This window comes from Pseudomonas sp. GL_093 (assembly GCF_057837605.1).
Genome location: NZ_CM174448.1, coordinates 3,895,010 through 3,910,467, shown reverse-complemented (window position 1 = coordinate 3,910,467; position 15,458 = coordinate 3,895,010). Strand labels below are relative to the sequence as shown.

17 protein-coding genes are annotated in these 15,458 nt (G+C 58.8%); 8 read left to right on the top strand and 9 right to left on the bottom strand.

Annotation, left to right across the window (positions count from 1 at the left end):
• The first annotated feature begins 42 nt into the window (after positions 1-42).
• Entirely contained in the window at positions 43-927 is an 885-nt protein-coding gene (locus AC3IUE_RS17865) for a LysR family transcriptional regulator (protein WP_489263138.1), read from the top strand.
• A gap of 76 nt (positions 928-1,003) precedes the next feature.
• Complete coding sequence (locus AC3IUE_RS17860; RefSeq protein ID WP_489263137.1) at positions 1,004-1,219, top strand: DUF4287 domain-containing protein; 216 nt, start codon at positions 1,004-1,006, stop codon at positions 1,217-1,219.
• A 34-nt stretch (positions 1,220-1,253) separates the two neighbouring features.
• On the opposite strand, the gene AC3IUE_RS17855 is transcribed toward AC3IUE_RS17860, so the two are convergent.
• On the bottom strand, positions 1,254-2,351 hold the full coding sequence (locus AC3IUE_RS17855; RefSeq protein WP_489263136.1) for a DNA alkylation repair protein: 1,098 nt from the start codon (positions 2,349-2,351) through the stop codon (positions 1,254-1,256).
• Between the two features lie 35 nt (positions 2,352-2,386).
• Positions 2,387-4,195: a monovalent cation:proton antiporter-2 (CPA2) family protein gene (locus AC3IUE_RS17850; protein WP_056741698.1), complete on the bottom strand. Its 1,809-nt coding sequence runs from the start codon at positions 4,193-4,195 to the stop codon at positions 2,387-2,389.
• Positions 4,196-4,472: 277 nt separating this feature from the next.
• On the opposite strand from AC3IUE_RS17850, the gene AC3IUE_RS17845 reads away from it, so the two are divergent.
• On the top strand, positions 4,473-5,378 hold the full coding sequence (locus tag AC3IUE_RS17845) for a LysR family transcriptional regulator (protein ID WP_056741699.1): 906 nt from the start codon (positions 4,473-4,475) through the stop codon (positions 5,376-5,378).
• On the opposite strand, the gene AC3IUE_RS17840 is transcribed toward AC3IUE_RS17845, so the two are convergent.
• The 3 genes from AC3IUE_RS17840 to AC3IUE_RS17830 all read right to left on the bottom strand — a co-directional run bounded on the left by AC3IUE_RS17840 (position 5,368) and on the right by AC3IUE_RS17830 (position 8,232).
• On the bottom strand, positions 5,368-6,144 hold the full coding sequence (locus AC3IUE_RS17840; protein WP_489263135.1) for a substrate-binding domain-containing protein: 777 nt from the start codon (positions 6,142-6,144) through the stop codon (positions 5,368-5,370). The genes AC3IUE_RS17845 and AC3IUE_RS17840 overlap by 11 nt on opposite strands.
• A 21-nt stretch (positions 6,145-6,165) precedes the next feature.
• A complete protein-coding gene (locus AC3IUE_RS17835) occupies positions 6,166-7,470 on the bottom strand; it encodes an MFS transporter (protein ID WP_056741700.1) in 1,305 nt (434 codons plus the stop codon).
• Between the two features lie 156 nt (positions 7,471-7,626).
• Positions 7,627-8,232 carry a DJ-1/PfpI family protein gene (locus AC3IUE_RS17830; RefSeq protein WP_489263134.1) on the bottom strand — a complete coding sequence of 202 codons (606 nt, stop codon included), beginning with the start codon at positions 8,230-8,232 and terminating at the stop codon, positions 7,627-7,629.
• Positions 8,233-8,383: 151 nt separating this feature from the next.
• On the opposite strand from AC3IUE_RS17830, the gene AC3IUE_RS17825 reads away from it, so the two are divergent.
• On the top strand, positions 8,384-8,692 hold the full coding sequence (locus AC3IUE_RS17825) for an RcnB family protein (RefSeq protein ID WP_489263133.1): 309 nt from the start codon (positions 8,384-8,386) through the stop codon (positions 8,690-8,692).
• A 12-nt stretch (positions 8,693-8,704) separates the two neighbouring features.
• Here the strand turns inward: AC3IUE_RS17825 and AC3IUE_RS17820 are convergent, their stop codons facing one another.
• The gene (locus AC3IUE_RS17820; RefSeq protein WP_489263132.1) at positions 8,705-9,778 is read right to left on the bottom strand and encodes a diguanylate cyclase domain-containing protein; all 1,074 of its coding nucleotides are present in this window, start codon (positions 9,776-9,778) and stop codon (positions 8,705-8,707) included.
• A gap of 164 nt (positions 9,779-9,942) precedes the next feature.
• On the opposite strand from AC3IUE_RS17820, the gene AC3IUE_RS17815 reads away from it, so the two are divergent.
• Positions 9,943-10,281, top strand: a complete 339-nt coding sequence (locus tag AC3IUE_RS17815; protein WP_046048935.1) for an FKBP-type peptidyl-prolyl cis-trans isomerase — start codon at positions 9,943-9,945, stop codon at positions 10,279-10,281.
• Positions 10,282-10,385: 104 nt separating this feature from the next.
• Here AC3IUE_RS17815 and AC3IUE_RS17810 read toward each other — a convergent pair whose 3' ends face one another.
• From AC3IUE_RS17810 to AC3IUE_RS17800, 3 genes are all read right to left on the bottom strand, one after another.
• A complete protein-coding gene (locus AC3IUE_RS17810; RefSeq protein ID WP_489263131.1) occupies positions 10,386-10,721 on the bottom strand; it encodes a hypothetical protein in 336 nt (111 codons plus the stop codon).
• On the bottom strand, positions 10,718-11,956 hold the full coding sequence (locus AC3IUE_RS17805; protein ID WP_489263130.1) for an S-type pyocin domain-containing protein: 1,239 nt from the start codon (positions 11,954-11,956) through the stop codon (positions 10,718-10,720). The genes AC3IUE_RS17810 and AC3IUE_RS17805 overlap by 4 nt, the downstream gene beginning before the upstream one ends.
• A 122-nt stretch (positions 11,957-12,078) precedes the next feature.
• Positions 12,079-13,110 (bottom strand): D-cysteine desulfhydrase family protein, encoded by a 1,032-nt coding sequence (locus AC3IUE_RS17800; protein WP_489263129.1) that lies wholly within the window; start codon positions 13,108-13,110, stop codon positions 12,079-12,081.
• Between the two features lie 139 nt (positions 13,111-13,249).
• Here AC3IUE_RS17800 and AC3IUE_RS17795 point away from each other — a divergent pair, with 139 nt between their 5' ends.
• The 3 genes from AC3IUE_RS17795 to dmeF all read left to right on the top strand — a co-directional run bounded on the left by AC3IUE_RS17795 (position 13,250) and on the right by dmeF (position 15,456).
• Positions 13,250-14,131, top strand: a complete 882-nt coding sequence (locus AC3IUE_RS17795; RefSeq protein ID WP_489263128.1) for a LysR substrate-binding domain-containing protein — start codon at positions 13,250-13,252, stop codon at positions 14,129-14,131.
• A 116-nt stretch (positions 14,132-14,247) separates the two neighbouring features.
• Positions 14,248-14,523 (top strand): metal/formaldehyde-sensitive transcriptional repressor, encoded by a 276-nt coding sequence (locus AC3IUE_RS17790; protein ID WP_033054491.1) that lies wholly within the window; start codon positions 14,248-14,250, stop codon positions 14,521-14,523.
• Positions 14,524-14,535: 12 nt separating this feature from the next.
• Positions 14,536-15,456 (top strand): CDF family Co(II)/Ni(II) efflux transporter DmeF, encoded by a 921-nt coding sequence (gene dmeF, locus AC3IUE_RS17785; protein WP_461998675.1) that lies wholly within the window; start codon positions 14,536-14,538, stop codon positions 15,454-15,456.
• Positions 15,457-15,458 lie beyond the last annotated feature (2 nt).

Below are 15,458 nucleotides of genomic sequence, written 5' to 3'. Positions count from 1 at the left end.
GCCGCTGTGCGTTTTTAAACAGCCCCACCTCAAGGACGGTTCATGTTCGACTGGAATGACCTGCGGTTTTTTCTCGAGTTGCAGCGCAGCGGGCGTTTGCTCACCGCTGCCCGCCGTTTGAACACCACCCACGCCACCGTGGCCCGGCACATAGAGGCCATCGAAAAGAGCCTCGGTACTGCGCTGTTTGTTCAACACGCCCAGGGTTATGAGCTGACCCCGGCCGGCGAAGCGCTGCTCAAGCACGCCGAAGCGATGGAAAACGTCGCGTTGCTGGCGCAGGAAGAAATCACTCAGTCGAGTGCACCGTTAGGCAAGATCCGCGTTGGCGTAACCGAAGGGTTGGGCATCATGTTCCTCGCCAGCCGCATGAACGGCCTGTTCGAACGTTATCCGGGGCTAGAAGTGGAACTGGTGGCGGTGCCGCGCTTTGTCAGCATTCTCAATCGCGAGGCCGAGATCAGCATCCACCTCGAACGCCCGGCGGCCGACATGCTGGTCACGCGCAAACTGACTGACTATCGATTGGCGCTGTACGCCAGCCAGGAGTATCTCGACCGCTCGCCACCATTGCGCAGCCGCGAAGACCTCGGTCGCCACGCCTGGATCGGCTATGTCGATGACTTGCTGTTCAGCCAGGAACTGATGTTCCTCAACAGCTTCTGCCGCAATCCGCAGGTGGTCTTTCACAGCACCAGCGTCATCGCCCAGCAACAGGCCGCGCGCTCAGGCCTGGGGATCGCCGTGCTGCCGTGCTACATGGCCAGCGCCGATCCCGGCCTGGTGCCGTTGCTGCCGGATGAGAGTATTCAGCGCAGCTACTGGATCAGCACGCGGCGTGAGCTGCACAAATCCGTGCGGTTGCGGGTGTTGTGGGATTACGTGGTGGGGTTGTGTGAGGCCGAGCAGGCGTTGTTGCTGGGATAAGGTTTGTCGTCCAGTCTATTGAATGACGACAAGGAGCGTTATCCGACACTCCGTCGCGATAAAGGGAGCTTGCAGCATGACCGAAGATACAAAAGTGAAAGGCCCGGCGTCGTACTTCCCGTCAATCGAGAAAAAGTACGGGCAGCCAATCAGTCACTGGCTGGATCTGCTGGGAACAGTGAGCGCAAAGAAGCATATGGAAATGGTGGCGTGGCTGAAGACTGAACACGGTATGGGGCATGGGCATGCGAATGCTTTGGTTGCGCATTATTTAGCGAGCGTTAAAACGTGAGCCACCTGTAAGTGCTCCTACAGGGGTTCGTGTTTCAGGCGAGGATTTCGAATGAGGTGCTGGCCAGGCGCTCCCCATTCACCAGCACGTGCACGGCGTGTTTGCCCACGTAGTGTTTGCGAGTGGTGAGTTCCTTGATCTGCTGGCTATGGGCAATGGCCTCGGTCGCCTTGCCGGGAAGCGTCAGCGCCTTGAGCTTGAACACCTTCGCCGATGTGCTGCCGTTGGCTTTGACGTAATCGATCGCGTAGTCGATCACCAGTCGCTGACTGTCCTGGACCGTGGATTTCACGGCGAAGGACAGGGTGATTTTTTCACCCAGACGAATCACCGCCGGTTCGACCTTCACATCGATGATCTCGACCTCAGGCTTGCCGCCTGCGCCAATGATCGCCAACGCGCGTTGGTTGCCCTGTTTGATCAGGCTGCGCAGCGCGTGTTTGGCGATCCATGCGGTGTGTTTGTTGTCCAGCGACCAGCCTTCGATCAGGTCCAGCACCCATTCGGGATGATCCTTGGTGATGTCGTTGAGGTGGTTGGCCACGGACTTGCGCACGTAAAGGCTGTTGTCGGCCTTGAGGTTGTCGAGGATCGCCGCCGCCAATGTTGGGTCAGCCTGGATCTGTTCCAGTCGGAACGACCATGGCAGGCGCGGTCGGCTGCCTTCGCTGGCCAGGCGGCGGACGTGTTCGTTTTCGTCCAGGGACCAATCGTGCAAGACCGCCAGTGAGCGTTCGATGTCGCTGCGCAAGAAATAGCGGATCGCGAACTCCGAGGAGCCGAACGCAGTGAAGTACTTGAGGGCGTCCATGGACTGTTCGAAGGCATGTCCGCCGTAGGTCGCGACGTAATGCGGCAGTGAGATGCTGACGAAACCGCTGTTCAGCCGCGGAGCGAGGGCGCGCAGCACCTCGAGCGTCTCTTCGTAACTCAACGGCAGCACCGCGTGCAGGCATTCGCTGACCCGGGCCATGCGCTGCATGATCGATAACTCGGCAAGCCCGTCGTTGGCCAGTTTCAGGAAGGCCTTGGCGTTGAACGCGGGGTAGACCGCGGTCATCTCGGTGGCGATGTGCTTGAGGCGGTTGGCGTTGAAGATTTCCTTGAGGGCGGGAGCGGGTTGGTCAGCCATAGTAGGTTCCTATTCCTAAATCGATCGTTAGAGGCTCAAACCTTGTCCGATTGCTCTGCCAGCTGATCCGACTCAAACAACCTCGCCAGTTCCACCCGGGCTTCCTGCGCCGTCTGCAATACCTTCGCCGCATCGTCATAAATCGCATGCTGGGCTTCCAGCACCTGCTCGTCGTGATGCTTGAAGCGCTTGATTCGCGCATCGGCCTGGGCTTGGGTCAAACCCAGGCCAACCAGCGTGCGCCGGCTCATTTCCAGGCTCGAATAATAGGTTTCCCGAATGGCCTCGGCGCCAAGGTCCACCAACCGGTGCACATGCTGACGGTTACGCGCCCGGGCGATGATTTTGATGTGCGGGTAGAGTTTGTGCACCAACTCGGCGGTCTTGATGTTGGTGTCCGGGTCGTCGGTGGCGATGACAAAGTATTCCGCCTGCTCGACCTTGGCCGCACTGAGGATCTCCGGGCGCATCGGGTCGCCGTAGAACACCGGCACACCGCCGAAGCTGCGCGACAGTTCGATGGTTTCCACCGAGGTGTCGAGGGCGACGAACTTGATGTTCTGCGCGCGCAAAATCCGCGCAACGATCTGCCCCATACGGCCCATGCCGGCGATCACCACGCGTGGCGTGTCGGTATCGATCTCGCGGAATTTCTCTGGCACCACCACCGGTTGAACCCTGGGGCTGACCAGTCGCGCGCACAACAGCAACAGCAGCGGCGTCACCGCCATGGACAACGTGATGGTCAGCACCAGCAAGTCGTACAGGCGCGGCTCGAACAGTCCCTGGTCGCGGCCGATCTTGAACACCACAAACGCAAATTCACCACCGGCCGCCAGCACGATGCCGAGGCGAATCGCACTGACCTTGCCCAAGCCACCGGCCAACCGACCGACGACAAACAGCAGCGGCAATTTGATTGCGATCAGCAACAAGGTCAGGCCCAGTACCGTGATCGGCGCGCTCAGGAGCAGGCTCAGATTGGCGCCCATGCCGACACTGATGAAAAACAGCCCCAGCAGCAATCCCTTGAACGGCTCGATTTGCGCTTCCAGTTCGTGACGGTATTCGGAGTCCGCCAGCAGCAACCCGGCGAGGAACGCTCCCAGTGCCATGGACACGCCGACCAGGTCCATCAGCCACGCCGTGCCGATCACCACCAGCAACGCAGTGGCGGTCGAGACTTCCGGCAAACCGGTCTTGGCCACCACCCGGAACACTGGGCGCAGCAGGTACCGCCCACCGATCACCACCACCGCGATGCTGCCCAGCACGCGCAAGCCGTGATTGAGGCCTTCGCCAGCGCTGCTGGTGTGATCGCCACCCGCCAGCAACGGCACCATGGCGATCAACGGGATAGCGGCGATGTCCTGGAACAGCAGAATCGCGAATGCCAAGCGCCCGTGGGGGCTGGTCAGTTCCTTGCGCTCGGCCAGGCTTTGCAAACCGAACGCCGTGGACGACAGCGCCAGGCCCAAGCCCAGCACGATCGCGCTGTTCAACGGTTGGCCGAACACGAACAACGCCAGCACACCAATCACCGAGCCCGTCAGCAGCACTTGCGCCAGGCCAACGCCGAACACCGATCTGCGCATCACCCACAAACGTCGCGGCGACAGTTCAAGACCAATGATGAACAGCAGCAACACCACCCCGAGTTCGGAAATGTGGCTGACGCTTTGCGGATTGCCAATCAAGCCCAGCACCGATGGCCCGATGATCACGCCGGCAAACAGATAACCCAGCACCGCCCCCAGTTGCAGGCGCTTGGCCAAGGGAACGGTGAGCACCGCCGCGAACAGAAACACGACAGCGGCTTGCAACAGGTTGCCTTCATGGGGCATGACAAAAACTCCATTAACTCGGTACGGCGGGGGTGACAAGGATAAAGGCTGGCGCTTGATGCGTCAGCCACGAACATACAGTCCTGTTGACTGACACACCGCCATCGCGAGCAGGCTCGCTCCCACAGTGGATTGATGTACGCCACAGATCCCCTGTGGGAGCGAGCTTGCTCGCGATGGCGGCCTGAAGGGCGACGAAAATGTAGTTATATGTTGCATTAATTAGTTACATTTATGCGATAGGCTGATCAATCTGTCCCATTTCCGAGCGCGCACCATGGCCATCAACTTCGACCTTAACGACTTGCAAGCCTTTCGCGCGGTGGTGGAGCAGGGCAGCTTTCGCAAGGCGGCCGACGCGGTGCGGATCTCCCAGCCAGCGCTGAGCCGGCGCATCGAAAAGCTCGAAGACGCCCTCGGTGTGAGGTTGTTCGAGCGCACCACACGCAAGGTCAGCCTGACCCAGGCCGGACGCGGTTTTATGCCGAGCGTCGAGCGTCTGTTGGACGACCTGGACGTGGCGCTATTGGGCATCAGCGAAGTCGCCTCGACCCGCCTCGGTCATGTCACCGTCGCCTGCGTGCCTTCAGCGGCGTACTACTTCATGCCGCGAGTGATTGCGCACTACCACCGGCAGTTTCCACGGATCAAGGTCAAGGTCCTCGATTCCAGCGCCCATGAGGTGCTGAGCGCGGTGGTCAACGGCGAGGCGGATTTCGGCCTGAGTTTCATGGGCACCCTGGAGGCGGAAGTAGAGTTCGAGCCGCTGGTACAGGAAGGTTATGTGGTGGCGTGCCGGCGCGATCATCCGTTGGCCGGGCGCAGCAGCGTGACGTGGGATGAGTTTTATCAGCAGGACTATATCTCGCTGGACAAGACGTCCGGCAATCGCTTTCTGCTGGATCAGGCGCTCACGGGCATCGTGCCGCAGCGATCGAGCATCTGCGAAACCCGGCATGTGACGACGATGATTGGTTTGGTCGAAGCGGGGTTGGGCGTGGCAGCGGTGCCGTTGATGGCGATGCCGGCGGCGGATCACCCGATCCTGACGCGGGTGCCGCTGACCGATCCGCAGGTGATGCGCAGTGTCGGTTTGATCAAGCGCCGGGGTCGTACCTTGACCCCGGCAGCACTGGAACTGGAACGGCTGGTGGTGGAAATGAAAGTCCAGGTCAGTGACTGACCGAGTCCAGCCCGGTGGCGTTCACATCCGGCTGAACGGCGGAGGAGGCCAGGTAATCCAGCAATGCCTTGGCTTGCGCCGGGTGTTGCGCCCCCACCGGAATGCCGGCGGCGAAACGCGTCACCGACTGCACTGACTCTGGAATCTTCGCCACAAAACTCACGCCCGGCACCGGCAGCAACTCGCTGACCTGCTGGAAGCCCAGTTGATAGTCACCGGTGGCAACCACTGAGCCCACCGGGATTTTCGCAACCATCGTCGACTTGGGTTTGAGCTGGTCTTCGATGCCCAGTCGTTTGAACAGTTGTTCCTCGATGTACACGCCACTGGCGCTGTCGGAATAGGCCACGGACTTCGCGTCGAGCAAGGTCTTTTTCAGGCCGTCGACAGAGCTGATGTCCGGCTTCGGCGCGCCTTCGCGCACCACCAGACCGATCCGCGAGTCAGCCAGCTCGACCCGTGAGGCGGGATCGACTTTGCCTTGCTTGATCAGGTCATCGAGGGCGTAGCCGACCATGATCACCACATCGGCCTTTTCACCGCGAGCCAGACGATTGGGAATCGCTTCCGGCGCCTTGCCCATCGAAGGGCCGAGGGCGGTGTCCAGTGTGTTGCCCGTGGAGGCGGCGAATTTCGGGCCGAGGATTTTGTAGGCGGCGGTGAAACCGCCGGAGGTCATCACGCGAATCTCTTCGGCCTGGGCGACGGAGCTCAGAGCCAGGCTGGCCAGCAACGTCAGGGCAGCAAAATTGAATAACTTCTTCATGGTCATGTGCTCTCAAAGGGTTCAGGACATCGACGGCTGCAAGCGACCGGTCGAACGGCGATAGAGATACAGCGTCGCGCACAGGGCACAGAGCGCGGCAAAACTCATCCAGTAACCGGGCGCAGCCTTGTCGCCGGTGTACTGGATCAGGAAGGTCGATATCGCCGGTGTGAAACCACCGAACACCGCCGTGGCAAGGCTATAAGCCAGGGAGAAACCGGCAACCCGAACTTCCACCGGCATGATTTCCGTCAGCGCGGCAATCATCGCGCCGTTGTACAACCCGTAAATGAACGACAACCACAGCAGCACCAACAGCATGTTGATGAAACTCGGCGCCTGCACCAGATACGTCAGCGCCGGATATGCCGTGGCCAATGTCAGCAGGGCCATGGCGATCAGCACCGGGCGACGGCCGATGCGGTCCGACAGTGCACCGCCAATCGGCAGCCAGAAGAAGTTCGAAACGCCCACCAGCAAGGTCACCAGCAGCGCATCAGATGTACTCAGGTGCAGCACGGTTTTGCCGAAGGTCGGTGCGTACACGGTGATCAGGTAAAACGCAGTGGTGGTCAGGGCGACCATCATCATCCCGGCGAACACGATCACCCAGTTCTGCGCCAACGTGCGGAACACATCGCCCATGCTCGGGCGGTGTTTGCGGGCGGCGAACGCTTCGGTTTCCTCAAGGTTGCGGCGCAGGAAAAAAATGAACGGCACGATCATGCAGCCGACGAAAAACGGAATCCGCCAGCCCCAGTCGGCAATCATCGCCGGCGCCATCCATTGGTTCAGGCCATAGCCCAACGCCGCCGCGACAATGATCGCCACTTGCTGGCTGGCCGACTGCCAACTGGTGAAGAAGCCTTTGTTGCCGGGCGTGGCGATCTCCGAGAGGTACACCGAGACGCCACCCATTTCTGCGCCGGCCGAGAAGCCTTGCAGCAAACGGCCGATCAACACGATGGCCGGGGCGAACAGCCCGATGGTTTCATAGCCGGGCACCAGCACAATCAAAATCGTGCCGCTGGCCATGATCGACAGGGTGACGATCAACCCTTTGCGCCGGCCCACATCATCGATGTAGGCACCCAGCACCACGGCGCCCAACGGTCGCATCAGAAAGCCTGCACCGAACACCGCGAAGGTCATCATCAGTGAGGCGAACTCGCTGCTGGCCGGGAAGAACACGGCAGCGATCTGCGTGGCGTAAAAGCCGAAAAGGAAGAAGTCGAATTGTTCGAGGAAGTTGCCCGAGGTGACCCGGAAAATCGCACTGGCCCGGGAGCGACCGGAAGTCGCGGGCCGTTGGGTTGATGCTGTCATAGACGTGTACTCCACCGCTTTTATGACGTGCACCGTCTGGACGCGGCGCACGGTTCTTATTGGGGCGGATAGTGGAGCAGGGTGATCGATATGTTAATTGCATTGTTGGCATGCATTAATGCGTGAAGCGGATCAATGCATTCGCGGGCTGCGTCGTTACAGACTGGCCTGGATATGAGCAAACGCCCGCGCCACATAGTCTTCTTTCTCGCCGACCGGGGCGAAATAATGCAGCACTTCCCGCGCCGTCTCGGTGCCTTTGAAGCGGGCCAGCAACCACGCCGAAAGGTACTGCGCCGACAAGCAGCCGCCGGCGGTGGCGATGTTGCCATCGGCGTAGAATGCCTGATTAACGATGTTGACCCCCGCTGCCTGCACCCACGGTTTGCTGGTGGTGTCGGTGCAGGCGGGGGCCTGGCCGAGCAAGCCGAGTTTGGCCAACAGGAAGGTGCCGGAACATTGGGCCGCCAGCAGTTGCCGCGCTGGATCAAGGCGTAACTGCGTCATGATCGCCGGATCGCTGGCCACTTCGCGTGTCTTCCTGCCGCTGCCTACCAGCACTGCATCCGCCTGACAGGCCTCGACCAGGTCGACGTGGGCATCGATGGTCAAACCATTCATGGACGTGACCCGCGGCGTTGGCGAAGCAATGCTCACGCGCCAGTCCTTGTCGCCGAGCAGGGAAACCCGGCTGAGCATGCCGAAGGCGATCAGGGAATCCAGTTCGTTGAAACCGTCAAAGGTCAGAATGGCGATGTGCATGGCGAATTCCGATGGTTTTTTTCGCAGCCTACGCTGACGCTGCGCCAAGTCCCCCGTACAGTTCGGCACAGAATCATCGCAACAGTAAGGAATGATTTATCGCGAGCGCAGTCGGAGTTCGGGTACCACGACATCACTGGAGGATCACCCCATGAACAGCAAAACCCTCATCGCCGCCCTGGCCCTGGCCGCAGGCGTTGCCAGTATCAGCCCGATCGTTCAGGCGGATGACCCAGCGCAAAAAACCGTTCAGCCTGGGGTCAACAACTCCCGCCAACTGGTGATGGGTGATCGTGCCCCCGACGTTTACCAGCGCAGCGAAAAAGCCCTGCTCAACTGGAAGCAGAAAGGCCTGAAAGCGCCGAAGGCTCAGGCGCAGTGGGTGCAGATCAATGACAAGTACATGATGGTGATGATCACCAACGGGACGATTATTGATATCACGCCAGTGGAGCGTTAAACCGTCGAAGGGCTATTCGCTGTGAGCGCGCACTGCGCTTTCAGTGCCCAACCGATACTGATTATTCCCACTGCGCTTCGCCTCATACATCGCCAGATCCGCAATGTGAATCAACCGGTCCATGCTCGGCGCATGGTCCGGGAACACCGCGACCCCCAGGCTGGTGCCGATGTGGCGTTGATCATTGCCGATGGTCACCGGTGGCGACAGTTCGACGAATATTTTCTGGCAGATGCTGCGCGCTTCGTCTTGCAGGCTGTTGCCTTGGGGCAGGCCTTGAAGGATGACCACAAATTCGTCGCCACCGATCCGGGCGACGGTATCGGTTGAACGCAGGATTTTTTTCAGTCGGGTGGCGGTGGTGATCAGTACCCGGTCGCCGGCGGCATGGCCGTAATGGTCGTTGATTGCCTTGAAACCGTTGAGGTCGACAAACACCAGTGCAACCCTCGTGGCGCTGATGCGCGCCTGTTCCAGCGCTTCGGACAGACGCTCCTCGAGCACCAGACGATTGGGCAGACCAGTCAGCGGGTCGAAGTGAGCCAGGTGTTGCAGGTAGCTGGCCGAGGCTTTTTCCTCGGTGATATCGCGTACCACGCCCATCATCTTGATCGTTGCATCGTGGACATTCTTGACCACATTGCCGGTTTCCCGAAGCCAGCGGATCGTGCCGTCGGGCCAGACCACCCGGTATTCCTCGTCATGGTTGTCGCCGGTTTCCAGGCAGCGCAATTCCCCGGCCCGGACCTTGGCCCGATCGTCGGGGTGAACACATGAGCAAAACAGGGCGTAGGAGGGCGTTACTTCGTCGATCTTGAAGCCAAACATGCCGTAGATCGCGTCCGACCAGTAGAGCTTGTCGGTGTCGACATCCCAGTCCCACGTACCGATGCGGGCGAAGTACTGGCTGCGCTTGAAGCGTTCGACGTCGCCGTCCTGGCGGATGTTTTGTCCGTCAGTCAGGCTGGTGATCAGCGCGCGATACTCGGCCAGCTGCTTTTGCAGCGAGCGCTCGCGACAGATCAACGTGATGATCAGGGCAAGCATCACTGAGCCGATGGTTGCGCTGGTCCAGACCAGATTCATTCAGGGGTTGCCATCATGGCGTGTTGATCCGTGGGGTTAAGTGTTGCTTATCTTAGTTCACGGTTAATGCCAGAAACAGATCGAATCGGTTGCCAATTGGGCGCATTTCTGGGAAAACGGCGCCCATAACGCCTTTCGGGCAAACGAACTCACGAGTGCATGCAATGAATGACGAGCTTCAGGTAATCGATCTTCAGGTGGGCGACGGCAAAGCCGCCGTCAAAGGCGCGCTGATCACCACGCAGTACCGTGGCTGGCTGGAAGACGGCACAGAGTTCGATTCTTCCTACAGTCGTGGCAAGCCTTTTCAGTGCGTGATCGGCACTGGTCGGGTGATCAAGGGTTGGGATCAGGGGATTATGGGGATGCAGGTTGGTGGCAAGCGCAAGCTGTTGGTGCCGGCGCATCTGGCCTATGGCGAGCGGACGATGGGTGCGATCACGCCGAATTCGAACCTGATTTTCGAGATTGAGTTGCTGGAAGTACTGACGCGGGATGATTGAATTGTTGGGTGTGGGCTGAAATGGCGAACCCCGCCATCTCTGTTAGAAGAAATGGTGGGGTTTTTATGTGTTGGGAGGGTGATTTCTGGTTTTGATTTAGCGAGTCAGGTGAACATTTCAATATCGTCGAGCGTGTCAGCAACTGTGGCTTCAAGTGCAGGGAATTTTCCTTTTACGGAATCAAGGGCGGGCATCACGGCTTGCATTTCAAGTTCACCGAATCTGCGGGCTACATGGCCGAGTGCAGTAATTGCTGCCGCAGCCACTGACTGAGTGCCACTCTCGAGATGATTCAGGCAAATGGTCTGAGCCCAGGCACTGTCTTGCTCATTTAATCCGATGGAAATCAGCGCGGTGACAATGTTTTTTTCTAAGCCGCTATCAAAGAGACTGACTGCTTCGTCATGGCTAATCGACGGATCGTGGTAGATAAGACTCACTGTTTAGCTCCCAGGATGTTTCCCTTGGTGTCGGCTTTTTTTGCCTTGATCAATACATTTTTCATATCTTGATGGAGTTTATTCCATGCTCTGACATGTCCGTGGTAGTCGTCCCCTCCCGTATGATCAAAGACGACAAACTCGTTGGTTTTGGGATCAATACCAATCCTGCGTTCCGATGTAGGTTTTATCTGTACCGAATTATCCAAAGCTTCCTGGCCATTCTCGGGACCCTTACTTTTAACTGGTGTATCCGTCTTTCCATGGTATCTGGCAGCATGAAATCGCAGGGAAAAGACAATGTAAAGAGGCTTGATGCCGGAATCAGCCGGAAAAACAAGGATGAAGTCCTTGTACTCAGGCGGGTAGATTGGGTTAACAATGATGCTGTCAGCCGCTGGTGTAGGCGGATAAATCCAGATTTGCGGAGCTTGTGGAGCTCCTTCTAGCGGCGGGACTCCCGAAGTGCTCGACGGATCTACGGCTGGTGTCCATATCAGCGTTACCCCGTTACCAAAGTCAGCTACTTGCTGAGAGCCTTGAGCTACAAACTGCACGACAGGAATCATTTCCCAGTCGCTGCGCTTTTGAGTGTTGTATCCGTATGCCTTCAAGGTGCCATTGGCCTGGTGTTCAATATGCAGGCGAACTCGGGTCCGACCTTCTTTGATTGATTTGAGCTGTTCTTCCGAATACAGGGAACTGTCCCCGAGCGTCGATGGCCAGAGCAACGCAACGACTCCCGCCAAAGCGCCAGCAACAACACCAGCCGTCACTACCCCCGCACCGCTTGCAGCCGCCCCAGAGCCAGCAGCTCCTACGCCACCCAAAATTAGTGTTCCGAATGAGCGAGGTAATGCGCTACCACTGATTTTTTTGAGAGGTATGTTTCCTGCTTCATCCCTTTCACGGCCACCTAAAAGCGAGAACTTTCCGTAGTCGGCCAATTTCTCGACCGGGACAAACCCGGCTGGGTTGTCGTGATTGATTACGCCGTCCGGGAGGTTGCAGCTTTTGGCGAACACGCATCCGCTGGAGCCCGGAGGGTCATTTTGTTGAGGTTGTCTGACGAAACGGTCTTCATATGCCTGTTGTCGGGCCAACATGTCGTCATATGTTTTTTGTCTGGCGTCCCGCTCAGCCAGTTCGGTGGCGTTCATGTAGCGGCTGGTGACGTGGTGCCCGTCGCCTGACGGTGGGTTTTGAATCCTGGGTATACCTGTTTTGCGAGCCATGAGCGTCCTTGTTTCATCTTTTGAAAACGATGCGGACGCTATATCAACGGACATTTGATAGATGTAGGACGGGTCTGAAACTCTATGAATTTCTGGAAGTGCTGACCAGCGATGATTAACCGTTAGGACTGAAAGGTCTCCCTGTAGGCATAGAGACCCGGCGTTCCACCGGTCATCACGAACAGCACATTGTCCCCAGAACGGTAGCGTCCTTGCCTGAGATCGGCCAACAGGCCAGCGAACGCTTTGCCGGAGTACACCGGGTCGATCAACAAGCCTTCGGCCCGAGCCATCAGGCGCACGGCTTCCTGCATGGCGGACGTCGGCAGACCGTAACCGTCGCCCAACTGACTGCCATCAATGGCGATCTCTTCAGCCTGCACAATGGCGCTACTGCCCAACAGCGACAGTGCGTCCTGGGTCAATTGCCGGGTTCTGGCCGCTGACGTGTCTCGATCGGACAAAACCGAGTACGACTTGACGATCGAGGTACCTCGGCCCAGCAACTGGAAGCCCGCCGCGAGCCCGGCGTGGGTGCCTGCGCTGCCGTTGGGCACCACGACTTGATTGAAGGCGAGGCCGAGTTCCGTCTCCTGCTGCGCGATCTCTGCCGCGCAGCGTGCATAACCGAGACTGCCAAGGGGCGTTGAGCCACCGGTGGGAATCACCAGCACGTTGTGTCCCGAATCCCGAAGTTGTGTGGCCCGTGTTTCGGCCACGGCGAGTGAGTCGCTGCCCCCGGCAAGCACCTGTAGGTTTGCGCCAAACAATTGGTCGAGCAGAACGTTGCCGTTGAGTTCGTAATCCACATCGGTTTTGGGTACCGCGCGGGTCAGGATCAGTTCGCAGGCAAGGCCCAGGCGCGCACACACCGCGGCGGTCAGGCGCGCATGGTTGGACTGAATGCCGCCCACGGTGATCACCGTGTCGACTCCGGCCGACAGCGCTGCGCCGATGTGGAATTCGAGTTTGCGCAGTTTGTTACCGCCACCGCCAATCAGCATATGATCGTCGCGCTTGAAAAACAGACCGATTCCCTGCGGCTTCAAGCCCAGCAGTTGTTCGAGGCGTTCGGCGCGCTGAATGGGCGTGGGGCCTTGCAGAAGGTCTGCCCGCGCAAAAGAGCTCAGTGACGTGTCCAGTAGGGTTTGCATCGGTGGAGCCTCGTTGTTCACTTTATTAACGTGACTCTATGGAGAAAGCCCTTCGTGATAAACGCATTGCCGGTTATTACTCCTTTAACCTGATGTACTTAATCAAGCGTTCCGTTTCCTCCCTTCACAAGGCATGGTCATGAGTAAACTCAGGCAAATGGAAGTTTTCGTCGCCGTGGTCGAAGCGGGCAGCTTTGCCGATGCGGCCAGTGACATCGGGATGTCGGCGGTCATGGTTGGACGGCATATCCAGAGCCTGGAGAAAACCCTCAACACCCAGCTCATTCAACGCACCACCCGACGGCAATCCATCACCGGGGAAGGGCGGTTGTTTTATGAAGAAGCCAAGCGGGCACTGGAGCAGGTGAAGTACGCGTTCAGCCGGGTGGAGGCGTCGAGCCCGGAGCCCAGCGGACTGTTGCGAATCACCGCGCCGATGACCCTCGGCGTGGCATTGGTCGGTCCTCTGGTGTCGGCGTTCATGCAGTGTTATCCGCAGATCCAGGTCGAGCTGATTCTGAGCAACGAAGTGGTGGACCTGTACGAGACGTCATTCGATCTGGCGTTCAGGATCTCCGAACTGATCGGCGTGAACCTGCTGGCCAAGCCATTGCCACCGTATCGAATGGTGATCTGCGCATCGCCCCGGTACCTGGAAAAATGGCAGGAGCCCCAATCCCCCGAAGACCTGCACCGACACAGAATTCTCACCCACACGTCCTGGAACAATCGGTTTGCCTGGCCTTTGAAAAACGGCGCCAGCGAGGTTCCCTGGCCTGAAGGGGCGGTGCTGAAAAGCAATGACGGTCAAGTGCTGTTGCAGGCGGCGGTGGCCGGAGAAGGGATTTTGATGCAGCCCGATTTCCTGGTGTCGGCCGCGCTGGCCAAAGGCGAACTCGTGCGGATCCTCGACGCCTATGCTCCGCCGCCCAAGCCGGTGCAGATGGTTTATCCACGCTCGCGCAAATCACTGCCCAAGCTGAAAGCCTTTATCGATTTTGTTGCGGCGCGTCTGGCGTGACCGTTGCGGATTCGGATTTTTAAGCAGGGTTTCGATAGGCCCTCGCTGATTGTCGCCTTGCCAGTTCTATCGGGATCGGTGATTATGCGCGCCATATAGGGGTAGGGGGTATAGGTATGGCGCACATCCACGAACACAAAGATGACTTGCTCAACCGGGTTCGGCGCATTTCAGGTCAGGTCCAGGCCATAGAGCGGGCGCTTGAGTCCGACGCCGATTGCGCCAAGACCTTGCATTTGGTCGCGGCTGTCCGCGGTGCGGTTAACGGTTTGATGGATCAGTTCATCGACGCCCACGCTCGTGAACACGTCGCACGACCTGGCCTCAGCGACGAAGAGCGCGCCGAAGGCCTGGAAGAGTTGTTGCAAGCCATCCGTCGTTACTCGAAATAGAGATCCGAACACATGACACAAACGCCGCAAGCTTCGAGTTTTTCTCACGACCACATGTTTCTCGCCGCCTCCCATGATGAAAACGCCCGCCGCACGTTGTGGGTGGTGGCGCTGACCTTTGTCATGATGATTGGCGAGATTACTGCCGGTTACATCACTGGTTCCATGGCACTGCTGGCCGATGGTTTTCACATGGCGACCCATGCCGGTGCCTTGGGCATTGCGGCAGCGGCGTACGGTTTTGCCCGACGCAATGCCAACAATGCCCGTTACAGTTTCGGTACCGGCAAGGTCGGTGATCTGGCCGGTTTTGCCTCGGCCATGGTGCTGGGGCTGGTGTCGCTCGGTATCGCCGGTGAATCCATCTTGCGACTGTTTCAGCCGACCACCGTGGCTTTTACGGAGGCGACGATAATTGCGGTGGTGGGGCTTGCGGTAAACATCGTCAGTGCGTTTTTGCTGGCGGGTAATCATGGGCATCACGGCCATGATCACGGCCACAGTCATCACCACCATCACGACAACAACCTGCGCTCAGCTTATGTCCATGTGCTCGCCGACGCCTTGACTTCGGTGCTGGCCATTGCCGCCTTGCTGGCCGGCCGTTACCTTGGTTGGGTCTGGCTGGACCCGGTGATGGGCATCGTCGGCGCCATAGTCATCGCCAAGTGGGCCTATGGTCTGATGCGCACCAGTGCTGCGGTGCTGCTCGACACCACCGATGAGCACGTGGCCGCTGAAATTCGTGAACTGCTGGAGTCATCAGGTGACGTGCACATCAGCGACCTTCACGTCTGGCAGGTCGGGCCTGAGGCGCGGGCAGCGATTGTCAGCGTAGTGGCGGCAGCGGGAGTGAGTGCCGACAACGTTCGCGAGCGTCTGGCGCCGGTTCATGAGTTGTCTCACCTGACCGTCGAGTATCGCAATGCTTGATG

Coding starts and splice junctions, on each gene's coding strand:
- AC3IUE_RS17865 (WP_489263138.1), top strand. CDS start 43: ATGTTCGACTGGAATGACCTGCGGTTTTTTCTCGAGTTGCAGCGCAGC.
- AC3IUE_RS17860 (WP_489263137.1), top strand. CDS start 1,004: ATGACCGAAGATACAAAAGTGAAAGGCCCGGCGTCGTACTTCCCGTCA.
- AC3IUE_RS17855 (WP_489263136.1), bottom strand. CDS start 2,351: ATGGCTGACCAACCCGCTCCCGCCCTCAAGGAAATCTTCAACGCCAAC.
- AC3IUE_RS17850 (WP_056741698.1), bottom strand. CDS start 4,195: ATGCCCCATGAAGGCAACCTGTTGCAAGCCGCTGTCGTGTTTCTGTTC.
- AC3IUE_RS17845 (WP_056741699.1), top strand. CDS start 4,473: ATGGCCATCAACTTCGACCTTAACGACTTGCAAGCCTTTCGCGCGGTG.
- AC3IUE_RS17840 (WP_489263135.1), bottom strand. CDS start 6,144: ATGAAGAAGTTATTCAATTTTGCTGCCCTGACGTTGCTGGCCAGCCTG.
- AC3IUE_RS17835 (WP_056741700.1), bottom strand. CDS start 7,470: ATGACAGCATCAACCCAACGGCCCGCGACTTCCGGTCGCTCCCGGGCC.
- AC3IUE_RS17830 (WP_489263134.1), bottom strand. CDS start 8,232: ATGCACATCGCCATTCTGACCTTTGACGGTTTCAACGAACTGGATTCC.
- AC3IUE_RS17825 (WP_489263133.1), top strand. CDS start 8,384: ATGAACAGCAAAACCCTCATCGCCGCCCTGGCCCTGGCCGCAGGCGTT.
- AC3IUE_RS17820 (WP_489263132.1), bottom strand. CDS start 9,778: ATGAATCTGGTCTGGACCAGCGCAACCATCGGCTCAGTGATGCTTGCC.
- AC3IUE_RS17815 (WP_046048935.1), top strand. CDS start 9,943: ATGAATGACGAGCTTCAGGTAATCGATCTTCAGGTGGGCGACGGCAAA.
- AC3IUE_RS17805 (WP_489263130.1), bottom strand. CDS start 11,956: ATGGCTCGCAAAACAGGTATACCCAGGATTCAAAACCCACCGTCAGGC.
- AC3IUE_RS17800 (WP_489263129.1), bottom strand. CDS start 13,110: ATGCAAACCCTACTGGACACGTCACTGAGCTCTTTTGCGCGGGCAGAC.
- AC3IUE_RS17795 (WP_489263128.1), top strand. CDS start 13,250: ATGAGTAAACTCAGGCAAATGGAAGTTTTCGTCGCCGTGGTCGAAGCG.
- AC3IUE_RS17790 (WP_033054491.1), top strand. CDS start 14,248: ATGGCGCACATCCACGAACACAAAGATGACTTGCTCAACCGGGTTCGG.
- dmeF (WP_461998675.1), top strand. CDS start 14,536: ATGACACAAACGCCGCAAGCTTCGAGTTTTTCTCACGACCACATGTTT.